Source organism: Reichenbachiella sp. (genome assembly GCF_039944555.1).
Taxonomy (GTDB): Bacteria; Bacteroidota; Bacteroidia; order Cytophagales; family Cyclobacteriaceae; genus Reichenbachiella.
In genome coordinates, this window is record NZ_JBDUYN010000020.1 from 96145 (window position 1) to 109765 (window position 13621).

Annotated in this window: 10 protein-coding genes; all 10 read left to right on the forward strand. The window is 40.2% G+C overall.

Going from position 1 to position 13621, the window contains the following annotated elements; genetic code table 11:
- The first annotated feature begins 55 nt into the window (after nucleotides 1–55).
- The 10 genes from ABJD64_RS24865 to ABJD64_RS24910 all read left to right on the forward strand — a co-directional run bounded on the left by ABJD64_RS24865 (nucleotide 56) and on the right by ABJD64_RS24910 (nucleotide 13586).
- Nucleotides 56–256: a hypothetical protein gene (locus ABJD64_RS24865; protein WP_348181046.1), complete on the forward strand. Its 201-nt coding sequence runs from the start codon at nucleotides 56–58 to the stop codon at nucleotides 254–256.
- A gap of 89 nt (nucleotides 257–345) precedes the next feature.
- Nucleotides 346–1338, forward strand: coding sequence for an SMP-30/gluconolactonase/LRE family protein (locus tag ABJD64_RS24870; RefSeq protein WP_348181048.1), 993 nt, complete (start codon nucleotides 346–348; stop codon nucleotides 1336–1338).
- Between the two features lie 144 nt (nucleotides 1339–1482).
- Nucleotides 1483–2277, forward strand: coding sequence for a thymidylate synthase (locus tag ABJD64_RS24875; protein WP_348181050.1), 795 nt, complete (start codon nucleotides 1483–1485; stop codon nucleotides 2275–2277).
- Between the two features lie 170 nt (nucleotides 2278–2447).
- Nucleotides 2448–3122, forward strand: a complete 675-nt coding sequence (gene sdaAB, locus ABJD64_RS24880; protein ID WP_348181051.1) for an L-serine ammonia-lyase, iron-sulfur-dependent subunit beta — start codon at nucleotides 2448–2450, stop codon at nucleotides 3120–3122.
- Between the two features lie 12 nt (nucleotides 3123–3134).
- A complete protein-coding gene (locus tag ABJD64_RS24885) occupies nucleotides 3135–4583 on the forward strand; it encodes a TolC family protein (RefSeq protein WP_348181053.1) in 1449 nt (482 codons plus the stop codon).
- Between the two features lie 4 nt (nucleotides 4584–4587).
- Nucleotides 4588–5922 carry an efflux RND transporter periplasmic adaptor subunit gene (locus ABJD64_RS24890; RefSeq protein ID WP_348181054.1) on the forward strand — a complete coding sequence of 445 codons (1335 nt, stop codon included), beginning with the start codon at nucleotides 4588–4590 and terminating at the stop codon, nucleotides 5920–5922.
- 117 nt (nucleotides 5923–6039) lie between these two features.
- On the forward strand, nucleotides 6040–9144 hold the full coding sequence (locus ABJD64_RS24895; protein ID WP_348181089.1) for a UvrD-helicase domain-containing protein: 3105 nt from the start codon (nucleotides 6040–6042) through the stop codon (nucleotides 9142–9144).
- Between the two features lie 13 nt (nucleotides 9145–9157).
- Nucleotides 9158–10132 (forward strand): NADPH:quinone oxidoreductase family protein, encoded by a 975-nt coding sequence (locus ABJD64_RS24900; protein WP_348181056.1) that lies wholly within the window; start codon nucleotides 9158–9160, stop codon nucleotides 10130–10132.
- A 410-nt stretch (nucleotides 10133–10542) separates the two neighbouring features.
- The gene (locus ABJD64_RS24905) at nucleotides 10543–12138 is read left to right on the forward strand and encodes a hypothetical protein (protein ID WP_348181057.1); all 1596 of its coding nucleotides are present in this window, start codon (nucleotides 10543–10545) and stop codon (nucleotides 12136–12138) included.
- Nucleotides 12135–13586 carry a DUF5723 family protein gene (locus ABJD64_RS24910; protein ID WP_348181058.1) on the forward strand — a complete coding sequence of 484 codons (1452 nt, stop codon included), beginning with the start codon at nucleotides 12135–12137 and terminating at the stop codon, nucleotides 13584–13586. Before ABJD64_RS24905 ends, ABJD64_RS24910 begins: the two co-directional genes overlap by 4 nt.
- Nucleotides 13587–13621: the final 35 nt, after the last annotated feature.

Here is a 13621-nt window from a genome sequence, read left to right on the forward strand (position 1 = left end):
TCATTTCAATTCATGGAATTTAACAATATTGTAATATTGCCAAAGAATTTGAATCATGAGTATTGCATTAGATAATATCCGAACTAATAAGAAATATATCCTGACCAATTATGGTGAGCAGTTTGAGTTTACTGTAGTTGAAATTCAATCAGATCGTGAATTCTTACTTAAGGATCTAAATACATTAGAGCATTATTATATGTCTGAACTTATTGGAAGAGGCAGAGGTAAAGACTTTAGTATTTGGGAAAAGTAATCTTTGACCTACTTATTTGTGATAAATGTCCCGCTTATTCGACCACCACTTTTCCCATCTTAGCATAAAATTTTAAATTTCGAGTAAGTATGAATTTGTGTAATGTCATCTCTATTATTGTATTAGCCTGTTTGATTTCATTCTGCCAGGTCAAAAGTGAAACTGCGGTACAGGAGTTAAATAAAGGAGCCCTACAAGAATGGACAGCTTCCTTATATTATGAGATGAAGAATGAACTCGGTGAAGGGGCTATTTGGAATCATGAGACCAATGAGTTCTGGCACATTGACATAGAAGGTAAGAAGTTCTTCACCACCAACATCCAGTCTAAGGAACAAAGAATGATTGACATAGGTCAGCGGATAGGGACAGTCGTACCTAATTCTTTAGGCCAGGCGGTGGTGGCACTTCAGGATGGAATTTATACTTATGACCTAGAGTCCGGAACCCTAGAACTGATAACAAGTCCGGAAGACTCAATAGCTAATATTCGTTTCAATGACGGAAAGTGCGATCGGCAAGGGAGATTATGGGTTGGTTCTATGGGATTAGAACAAAAACCCTACAGAGCCTCACTCTATTGTATAGAGAATGGCTCAGCTAGGCAGCAGTTGGATAGCATCACGATTTCAAATGGAATCGTATGGTCTAAAGACAATCGAACAATGTATTACATCGACACACCTGATGAAAACGTTAAAGCTTTTGATTATGACCTTGAAACAGGAAATATTTCTAATGGACGGGTAGTTATTGAAATTGGAGGCATTGGTTTTCCGGACGGTATGGCTATTGACTCTGAGGATATGCTATGGATTGCACTATGGAATGGAAACATGGTTGGGCGGTGGAACCCAAAGACAGGGGAGTTGATTGGGAAAGTGCAGGTGCCGGCTCACAATATCACCTCTTGCGCTTTTGTCGGTACGCAACTTGACTCATTGATTATCACTACAGCAAGAGTGGACATGAGTGACGAGGAACTAACAGATTATCCATTGGCCGGAAGCCTCTTTATAGTAGTTCCGGGAGTGAAGGGGATGAAAAGTAATTTTTACGAAGCTTCTGCTCAAATCAACTGAAATAATATAATTGTATGCTAAGCGGAAGACCTGTTCGAATGGATAGGTCTTTTTGTATGTATATGTGCCTCGAAATTCGTGGATTTCGACGGTATCAATTACCTTTATCACTTCAAGTGAGAATCCATAATTTCAAAGCCAATCATGAAGCAATATCATCAACTCATGCAAAGAATTCTGGACGAGGGTGTTCAGAAGGGAGACCGAACAGGAACTGGTACTAAGAGCGTATTTGGACATCAAATGCGTTTTGATTTATCAGAAGGATTTCCGGTTGTTACCACTAAAAAGGTACACCTTCGCTCTATTATCCATGAGTTGCTGTGGTTCCTACAGGGCGATAGCAATATCAAATATCTTAAAGATAATGGTGTATCCATCTGGGACGAATGGGCGGATGAAAATGGAGAATTAGGTCCCGTATATGGTGTGCAGTGGCGCAGTTGGCCAACTGAAAATGGGGAGACCATTGATCAGATCAGCCAGTTAATTCATGATATCAAAAATAATCCCAATTCTCGCCGATTGATCGTAAATGCCTGGAATGTGGCTGAGGTGCCCAATATGGCTTTACCTCCCTGTCACGCTTTTTTTCAATTTTATGTGGCTGATGGTAGGTTGAGTTGTCAGCTCTATCAACGTAGCGCTGACGTGTTTTTAGGGGTACCTTTCAATATTGCTTCATACGCCTTACTTACCATGATGGTGGCTCAAGTTTGTGATCTTGAACCCGGAGATTTTGTTCATACCCTGGGCGATGCGCATTTGTATTCAAATCACATGGAGCAGACAGAACTGCAGTTGAGTCGTGAATGCAGACCACTACCCAACATGAAGATAAATCCGGAAGTAAAGGATATTTTCGGATTTACCTATGAAGATTTTGCTTTGGAAAATTATGACCCCCATCCACATATCAAAGGAGCTGTAGCGGTCTAATTAGCAAGGTTTTCAAGCCATTCCGGTATTCAGCAGATTAAATTTTAACTTGCTGTAATAAATATTTCATTCAGACAACTAATCACCTGATGTAACGATTATCTAAATGACTCAGTCTAATGAGTGATCAACTAATCGAGTCAATCAGATGATGCAACCCGAAAAAATAAGTGGAAAAAAGTAGTGTATTCGATATGATAGGGCCAGTGATGATAGGGCCATCAAGTTCACACACGGCAGGTGTGGTGAGAATAGCAAGAGTAGGCGTGAGATTGCTCGGTGGTATACCGGATGAGGCAGAGATAATTTTCTACAATTCATTTGCACGTACCTATGAAGGTCATGGAAGCGACCGAGCAATTATTGCAGGATTGCTAGATTATAAAACGGACGATAAGAGAATTAAGACTTCGTTTGACGAGGCTAAGAAGTCTGGTCTCAAATTCAGTTTCAAATCAGTAGGTAATGCCTCCACTAAACACCCTAATACCATTCATCTGAAACTTAAAAAAGGTAATCAGGTGGTGGAAATGGAAGGAGAGAGTCGAGGAGGAGGAGTGGTAAAAATCGTTGAAGTCAATGGTTTTACCGCCGGATTTTCAGCCAACCTTCACACGATCATTATTGAAGCTGATGATGTGCCGGGTAGTATTACTTTCATCACAAGTGTGATTGCTCAGGACGATTGTAACATCGCAACGATGACTGTTTCTCGTAAAGGTAAAAATGATTTGGCTTGCCAGATTTTGGAAATGGACTCTGGGTTGAATGATATCACGTTACAGTATTTGAGAAATCTCAAATGGATACATCATGTCATATATATACCAGATATTGATAAGTAAATAACAATGAGAATGAAACCGTTTAAAAGAAGTTTGCTTTTTGTTTTTGCGCTGCTAATTATGGGCAATACTTGGGCTCAGGATTACAAGTACTCTCTAGAGGAATGCATCAGAATAGCGTTTGAAAAGAATCTGACTATTCAGAGAAGCCAGTTAGATTTAAAGGTGAGTGAAGTCACGAAGAACCAAACCAAATTCGAACGGCTACCTAATTTCAATGTGAGTGCTAACTATGGCGCCAATTGGGGGCGTTCAATAGACCCAACGACCAATACGTTTATCACTCAGCAGAACAACTCATCCAATATCAATGGACAGAGTAACTTAACTGTCTTCAATGGCATGCAAACCAATAACAGCATCAAACAGGCCAATGTAAATTATGCTGCAACAGAAGCGGATTTGGAGAAGGCCAAGAATGACGTTGGATTAAACGTGGCTACCTTGTATCTGAATGTAATCTTTAATCAGGAACTATTGGCGAATGCTCAATATCAATTGAACAGTACCAATCAGCAATTGGACCGAACCAAAAAGCTTGTAGATGCGGGAGCACTTCCGATTACAAATTTATTAGACTTACAGGCACAAGCGGCGAGCAACGAAGTGAATGTCATTAATGCTGAAAATAGTTATAACCTGGCTATACTCAATTTGAAACAGTCACTTTTGATCCCTGCAGGAGACCGGTTTGAAATAGAAATACCAGAGATAGACTTGCAAGTTGGTGAAACTGCCTTGATGAACCCAAGTCAAATTTATTCAACGGCAGAGGCGATTATGCCAGAGATAAAAAGTGCTCAACTTAGAATTGAAGAGGCAGATCTGAACTATAGGATATCCAAAGGCGCATATTCACCTACATTTACCGTTTCGGCGGGATTTAATACCAATTATTCAAGCTTTGCAGATCAGGACCGGAATATATTTGACGGAACTACGATTATGACGCAGCAAGTAGGCTATGTTTCGACAACCGGAGATGCGGTGCTTTCAGACGTTACCATTCCCAATGTAGTAGATACTCGTTCAGGCTTTCCGATAGGTGAGCAATTCAGAGAAAATATTAGCAAGAGTCTTGGGTTTAATTTAAGTATTCCTGTTTTCAACAGGTTTAGAACCAGGGCTGAAGTTCAACGATCTATGCTCAGCAAATACAGGGCGGAGGTCTCTTCTCAAGAGGTTAAAAACCAACTCAGACAAAACATTGAATCTGCCTATAATGATATGATGGCTGCATCTAAGACACACGCTGCCAACCAAAAACAGGTTGAGGCTCTGGAAGAAGCATTTCGCGTGACAGAAAATCAATTCAATCTTGGATCTGCCAATTTTGTTGATTATCAGGTTGCTAACAATAACTTATACATGGCAAAATCTGATTTGGTCAGAGCCAAATACGATTTTATATTCAAACAAAAAATCCTTGATTTCTATTTAGGTAAACCCATTACTTTTTAAACTCATGGCTAAGAAAAAAGACAACAATAAGCTGATCTATAGTTTGATCGGCGGAGCATTAATATTGATCGTTTTCCTCGTAATAGGGAAAAAGAAGGGTTGGATCGGAGAGCGCGATAAAACTGAAGTGACCTATGGTGAGGTGAAGAAGGTAGATATCACGGAGAAAGTGAGCGCATCAGGTATGATTCAGCCAATAGTTGAGGTAAAGATCAGCCCCGAAGTTTCAGCAGAAATTATCGAACTCAATATTGAAGAAGGAGATTCGGTGGCAATAGGAGATGTTTTGATCAAATTGAAGCCCGACAATCTCAAATCGGCACTGGATAGGACACGGGCCGCACTGAATCAACAAAAAGCCAACTTGGCAGATGCAGAGGCAAGATTAGCTTCTTCTAAGGCATCTTTCAAACGTTCTGAGTTGGAATTTAAACGGCAAAAGCAGTTACATGGATCCAAGGCCATATCTAACGCAGACATGGAATTGGCAGATGCGAATTTTAAAATTGCCGAGCAAGATCTCACATCAGCCGAAAAGAATGTGGATGCGGCAAGATACGTGGTTCAAAGTGCCTTAGCCAGTGTAAAAGAAGCAAATGAAAACCTGATGTTTACTACGATTTCGGCCCCTATGAATGGTATTGTATCCAAACTGGATGTGGAAAAAGGGGAGCGCGTCGTTGGTACTTCTCAGATGGCCGGTACTGAATTAATGCGTATTGCAGATTTGAATAATATGGAAGTCCGCGTGGATGTGAACGAAAATGATATCGTCAGAGTAGCAGTGGGCAATGAAGTAGAGATTGATGTCGATGCTTATTCATATCTAGATAAGAAATTCAAAGGAAGAGTTACCGCAATAGCCAATACAGCTAATGCCAAAGCATCACCGGATGCAGTTACTGAGTTCGAAGTTAAGATTCGGATATTAAACAGTTCGTATCAAGACCTTATCGCTAGTAACAAGGTTCCATTCCGTCCTGGTATGACGGCTAGCGTAGATATTATCACAAACACCAAAAGAGATGTGCTTTCGGTACCACTAGGTGCTGTAACTACCAGGGTACCTAAGAGTGATGAGGAAGAGGATGACGATAAGACCAAACGAAATAGAGATGAAGATTTGAAAGAAGTGGTCTTTGTGGACAAGGATGGTGTGGCAGAATTGAGGATTGTTAAAACAGGAATCAGCGACTTCGATAATATAGAAATTGTGGAAGGTGTGAACGAGTCTGATAAGGTTATCACCGGGCCATACCTGGCCGTATCCAAGAATCTAGAAGAAGGAGATCATGTGAAGGAGCAAGAGGAAAAAGAGAAAGAGGATAAAAAAGACTAAGAATAAGAATTGCAGATGAAAAAAGCCGAAGAATTAGTCTTCGGCTTTTTTGTTTCAGAGCCTCATATTGACTTTCTTAGGAGAAATTAACTCCTATTCACTATCAGGAATTTTAGCATATATCGAGCGTCCGCAGGGTCGGGAAAAACCTATATTCTTACCTATAATTATATTAGACTGGCCCTACAGTACCCAGATTACTTCAAGACGATATTGGCGGTGACGTTTACGAATAAGGCCACTGAAGAAATGAAGTCCAGAATCCTGGAGACACTCGAACAACTGGCGAAAGGGTATCACCACATGTCTGGTGATTTGACAAAAGAACTGAGTATCTCAGAAACCCAATTATCAGCTCGAGCTGATAAGCTGCTACGAAGCATTTTGCACAACTATTCCTTCTTTGCCGTGACGACTATTGATGCTTTTTTTCAGAAAATTGTTCGATCGTTTGCGCGTGAAATTGGGATTCAATCGGGCTTCAAAATAGAGCTTGATCAACCTAAGGTAATATCTGAGGTGATCGATCAGATGTTGGCCGAAATGGCTGATGACCCTCAGTTGGTGAGATGGTTGACAGACTTTGCTATTTACCAAATCAATCAAGGTAAATCATGGGATACACGAAAAGATATCAAAAGCCTTTCTTCAGAACTATTCAACGAATTTTTGGTGCTGAACAAAAACAAGGTTTTTGACCAATTGGGCAAACCTGATTTCATCAGCGATTTTATTCTAAGCCTTAATGATCGTCGCGAAAAATTGGTCCAGGGACTTTCGGTAATTGGAAATAGTATTCATGCTATTCTGGAAGCACATGGATTGACAAGAGATGATTTTTCCTATAAAGTCGCAGGCGTTGGTGGCTACATGGAAAAATTGAGTAATGGTGAATTCGCCGAACCCGGCAAGAGAGTCTATGATGCCTTGGAGCAAGGCAAATGGTTTAGCAAGGGTGCTGACGCTCGAGTAGCTATTGACAGTGCACTCGTGGCAGGATTAGCGGATGAATTATCTAAAGCCATCGACTACTACTTTGAAAATAACAAAGAGTACCAATCATTAAATCAGGTGATAAAGTACATCTACACCTTTGGTTTATTGTCGAGGATATCTGAAGAAATCAACGACTATAGGGAGGCCAATGATTTACTATTGATTTCCGACTTCCCCGTATTCCTAAATGAGATCATACATGACAGTGACGCTCCTTACATTTATGAAAAGGTTGGTACCAGATATAAGCATTACCTGATAGACGAATTTCAAGATACCAGTGGATTGCAATGGAACAATTTCAAACCATTGATTCAGGATACACTCAGTGCAGGAAATTTCTCAATGGTAGTGGGAGACATCAAACAGTCCATATACAGGTGGCGCGGTGGAAACTGGAAAATCTTGTTGGAGCAAATTCGACAGGACATTGGTGAAAGTCAGATCAAGGATGAAGGATTGAGTACGAACCGGAGAAGTAAACAAACTATTGTTGAGTTCAACAATGATTTGTTTCATGCCGCGCCTCTAATGCTTGAAAATCATTTGGGCAATCAATTGGGAGAAGCCGTGAAATCGAATCTGAATATGATTGCCGCCTATCACGGCAGTTCGCAGGAGTTATTTGACGAATCTGGTGACGGACTGATAGACCTGCATTTTTATGAAAAAAATGAAGACATTGATGATGTTGATGAATATGTAGTCGGTGAATTGGTGAAAAAACTGCAACAGCTTCAAGATGCCAATTATCAATTGAATGATATAGCCATATTGGTCCGTACCAATCCTCAAGGCAGGAAAATTGTGCAAGGATTAATGGAGTGTCAGTTGGCCTCGGGCGAAGATGGATACAAATATGAGGTGATATCCAATGAGTCACTTTATGTAAAGAACAACAAGGCGGTACATCTTATCCTTCAGAGTTTGGCAATGATAGCATCACCTGCGCAAGAGCTGGCTAAGAGCCAATTGATGTATGCTTACCGGCAATATGCCAGCAGTTTGGAACCAAAAGGCGAATTGGTAAAGCTGCCTGAATTACCACTAGACCAACTATCGAGAATGAATCTGTCCCTGATGGTAGAGGCAATTATTCATCATTTCAAAATGTATGTCGTTCAAAATGATCACGCTTATTTGTTGGCATTTCAAGACCTTGTTTTAGACTATCTGAAATACGAAAATGATAGTCTGACCGATTTTCTTGATTGGTGGAGTGATCACGATACCCGGTCCATACAAGTTTCAGAAGACCAGGAAGCGATTCGGCTAATGACCGTGCATAAATCAAAGGGATTACAATTCAAGGTTGTTATCGTTCCATATTGTCAATGGAAGTTCGATCATTCTGGCACCAATGAACAATTACTATGGTGTGAAACGAACGGCTCCGAGATATTGCAACAGGTGCCGTACGTGCCTGTTCGCTACAAAAATGACTTGTCTCAAACTGTATTTGAAAAAGATTTCTACCTGGAAAAGGCTGATATTTATCTCGATAACCTTAACCTTTTATATGTGGCGTTGACCCGGGCAGAGGAGGCATTATTTGTAGTCTCGCAAGTCAATGCGAAAAGCAAAAATATTTCCAACGTCGGAGACCTCTTGTACAGCTATTGCCTGGAAAAATCTCTTCTGGACGACGAGTTGATACCCATTCGAATCGGTCGTCTGCCTGAGTATAGTAGCTATGACAAGCCGCTGATTAATCAAGTCTTTCTCAATGTCAATGATTTTGTGCCACCAGAGCAACGATTGAAACTCAGACAAAAGGGACAAATCTTGGAAGAGGCGGTAATAGACTCTATTAATTATGGCCAGATCATTCATTGGGTATTTTCATTGATTCAGTCACGAAAAGACTTTACTCCAGCCTTAAATAAGGCACAGATAAAGTTTGGACTCACGGATAATGAAATGGCTGAGATTAAATTAAAATTACGGGAAATATGGAATATCCCACAGATTGCGGATTGGTTTAATCAGAAATGGGAAGTCAAAAACGAATCTTCTATCTTGCTCACCAGCGGTAAATTAAAGCGTCCTGATCGGGTGATAGTGAAGGACAATCAGGCGATTGTGATCGATTACAAGACAGGAGCTCGAGCAGATGGACATGTGAGGCAGGTGCAAGAGTACAAAAGTATTTTAAGTGAAATGGGATACGATCAGGTCGACGGATATTTAATTTATTTGTCTGAACCTGAGTTGATGATGGTTTAAAAAAAAATTAAAAATGAAAGCAGTTCTATGCGAATCCTACGGACCTCCCGAAAATTTGGTGGTCAGAGATATAGAATCACTTATTCCGGCTAGGGACGAGGTAATAATACAGGTAAAAGCCAGTGGGCTTAATTTTCCTGATACCTTGATTATCGAAGGCAAGTACCAATTTCAACCTGAGATGCCATTTTCTCCAGGTGGAGAAGTTGCAGGTATTGTTAAAAGTGTTGGTCAGGACGTGACCCACCTGAAAGAAGGAGATCGGGTTATGGCCGGCACCGGTTGGGGAGGGTTTGCCGAGGAGGTAAGAGGAAAGGCTTCTAATGTCTTTCTAATTCCAGACAGTATCAGTTTTGTTCAGTGTGCAGCTACTATGATGACCTTTGGCACTTCGTATCATGCTTTAGTGAATCGAGCAGAATTGAAGGCTGGAGAAACATTGATGGTATTGGGTGCATCTGGAGGCGTCGGTACGGCAGCCATACAAATAGGGAAGGCTCTGGGAGCCAAAGTCATCGCTGCGGCGAGCACAGGTGAAAAACTAAATTACTGCCGATCACTGGGGGCGGATCTTACCATCAACTATTCGAAGGAAGATTTAAAAAAGCAGGCGAAGGTTTTAACGGATGGCAAAGGAGTAGACGTAATTTACGATCCTATCGGAGATAAATTTACAGAACCCGCGTTGAGAGCAATTAGTTGGAAAGGAAGGTATTTAGTGGTCGGATTTGCGGCAGGAGATATACCGAAAATTCCACTCAACCTACCATTGCTCAAGGGGTGCTCAATTGTTGGTGTCTTTTGGGGAGGCTTCTTTCGTAACGAACCTGAAGTCAATGCAAAAAACTTTAAAACAATAGTGAAGTGGTTGGAAGAAGGTACCGTGGTTGCAAAAGTGCATAAAGAATATGCACTGGAAAATGTTGCTAAAGCCATGAATGAGCTTACGAGCAAAAAAGTGATGGGTAAGATAGTTTTTGTGCCCTAATAAATTGATGGCATCAATGCAAAAAGCCACTTATGCAAGTGGCTTTTATTCTACTTCTTTGTTGATGTTCCAAAGCTAATTTTCACCGATTTTGGAAGTAGATTGGAATTTGAAAAATGGATTAAGGTTTTTGGTTAGATGCTTAAGTGTGATTTACCTAACTAAAATACTCATTCTAACGCTCAATATCAAAAGTTGAAACGAAAATAAGAGCAACCATTTTGATGCTTATGGTTAAATCAAACCACCTATAATTTCAATCCCCTTAATTTAATCCTACTGATCTACAGGATACATGGTAGAATACCATTCATTCATCGAAAAAGTTCAATTCTAAAAATATTATCTTTAGGTTTGTAGTCTTCTTGAAAAGGTGTAGTGTAATTTTCCGCTTCATTTTTTTAACTGCTATGAGAAACATTTTATTCAGGACACTCGCATGGTCCTGTTTGTTTATTCCAACAGCTTGTCACGTTGAGGATTTAGACAAAGTAAAACCAGTAACCATTTCACCACATTTAGCGCTCAGCCTCGGGTTTTCGGAGTACACCGTTTTAGAGCTTCTTGAAGATCTGGACAATGAGTCCTTGGTTGTGAATGACCAAGATCAAACTATAGCTCTTTATTTTGAGGATAGCACAGATTTCAGTAGTAACAACGAACTAATTGCCATAGGTTCTGTGGCCAATCAGGAGGAATTTGCTCCAGCTGTAAATTTACCGGCAGCTCCGTTTGGTTACAAGATTGATGTGGACCAAACATTTACCTTTTCATTTCCTGCGAACAATGGAGAAGAAATTGACTCTTTATTTTTTAGCTCTGGAACGCTAGATTTTGAAATGGAATCTACGTTCAAAGGTGACATTGATTATACATGGGTGATTGAGGGAACTCAGGATGTTGAGACCGAAGAGAATTTAACTCAGACTAAACAACTAAGCTATATAAGTGGAAGTGTAACAGATAGCTATTCGAGATCTTTGGGTGGTTTAAAATCAAAATTTTATAAAAACTCTGCTGATGAAAATGAATTTGCGGTAAAGGTGACCGGGACGATCAGTTTTGATTCAGGAACGGAGGTACTTCCTTCGCATAAAATGACTTTTGACCTCGGATTTAATAACCCTGGCTTCTCTAAATTATATGGAAATTTTGGCAGTGAACCAATTGCTCTGCAGAGCCAAACGATTGCCATGCCCTCGCTCGATGATTTTTCGGGAGACGGATTGAAACTGGAAGACCCAAGTATCTTACTGATCACTAAAAATTCTTATGGTTTGGACTTCGAATTGTCTTTTGATGAAGTCAAGGCTATTGCTTCTGATAATAGTGAAATAGTGTTGACAGAGAAGGCCTCCGGTATAGATGGTCTAGTAGCATCTCCGGATATAGAGGGGGAAGTTAAGGTTGATACCGTTATGATCAACAATGAGAACAGTAATATAGATGAACTGCTGAACTCAGCACCGACTGCCATGGAATTCACCATTTCAGGAGTACCCAATCCTGTAGGAACCACAAGAGATCCTAATTTTTTATTAGCGAGCAGTGAAATAAAAGTAAAGAGCGTGATCATCATTCCCATGCAGTTTCAGATGGATGGCTTTTCTGTAGATTTCGAGTTTGATTTGGATGGTCTCGATATTGATGAAGCAGAAAGCCTAACCTTCAATCTAATATCAACGAATGAAATTCCATTTTCTGGTTCTATAGATCTCAAATTTGCAGATGCTAATGGCAATATATTGTATGAATTGTTAGACGCTGCCGCGATTGAATCTCCGACGGTTGGAACGGATGGGAAAAGTACAGAGGCGATGATATCCACCTCCGGTATTTCTTTAACGCAAGAGGGAATAGATGCACTACTCATTGCCGAAAAGGTTTTAGCAGTGGCGAATATCTCCACTTTCGAATCTGATAAAGACCGATTTATAACCCTTTACGCTGATTATAAACTGAAAGTAGAATTGTCTCTTGCGGGCGAAGTAACTATAGAGCTATGATTAAGATGATTAAAACTAACATACTTATCATCGTTGCACTCATAGGCTCAACGGTTTTAAACGCGCAAAGTGACCTGTCTTTTTATCACTTAGGCGAGCAAACACCGCAGAACAGCATATTCAACCCTGTATTTTTTCCGGATGCTGATTTTTATATTTCACTACCGCTTCTTTCGGGTGTTAGTACAAATATCAATAACAGCTTTAATTATAACGACGTTTTTACCGCCGTTGAAGGAACAGATTCGGTGCAACTCGATTCGGAGCGCTTGTTGGCCAATATGAAAGATGGCGACAGGTTAAGTTTCAATGCCTCTGTTTCCCTGTTTCAACTCGGTTTCCATATTGGGAAAAATGGTGCTGTTCAACTTTTCGCTAATGAAAGAGCAAAAAGTAGTTTTTACTATCCTAAACGAGTAATGGAATATCTGTTGTATGGTAATGGTGAGTTTTTGGGAGAAGAGGTAAGAGAAAACAATATTCGAGGCGGGGGAACTTATTATAGGGAATATGGTATAGGATATTCTCATCAATTGTTGATAATGGGTAATAAAAAACTCAGAGTTGGATTTAGATTGAAATATCTTCAAGGATTTGCGCATGCACAAGTGGATGAAGATGCATATGTTAGTTTCCTTACTGATGCTCAATCGTATACCGTGCAGGTAGGAACAAACCGACCTGTTTTTAATACAGCCGGTTTTGACTCTTTTGACGAAGATGGATATTTGGTAAGCAATGCAAACAAAGGGTATGGCTTTGATTTTGGAGCAGATCTCGAAATCAGTCCAAAACTAAAAGTAGCATTGGCTATAAACGATATTGGCAGCATAAACTGGGAGGAAGGCGTTAAGAATTACGAGCTTATTGAGTCGGAAGTCGCATTTGGAGGCCTGGACCTTCGTGATTTGGATAATGCAGGTGATATACTGGCTGACACACTAGATCAGTTGTTTGACTATGTAGAAACAACTAATAATTTTAAGTCGAAGCTCAATACCCGGATGTTTCTGTCTGGTTCTTATCAGGTAATTCCAAAAGGAACAGTAACAGCAACTATCATGACAAAAAATGATTTAGGTAAAATGAGTTTTACCTATGGTGTTGGATATACCCATCGGTTGGGTAAGATGCTTACAGTTTCGACATCAGTCTCTAAAAAGCCAAGTCAGGGTTTTGCTGTTGGTGGTGGGTTTGCAGCTCGACTGGGTATTATGCAGTTATACACTTCGGTCGACAATGTCATCGGTTTTACTGATGTGCGCAAGATACAGAATGTCAATATGAGAGTTGGAGTCAATTTTCTGTTCGGACGGCGCTCAGTCAAAAAGAAAGAAAAAGAAGAAAACGGAGATGAGCAACGAATCAAAGAAAAACGGGTCAAAGAAAAGATTAGCCCTTTCCCAGATGAATACGATCTGGACCATCTGGAGGAAATAGAAAACTAGAATTATTCTAATTCAAATTTTTTGACTTGATCCAC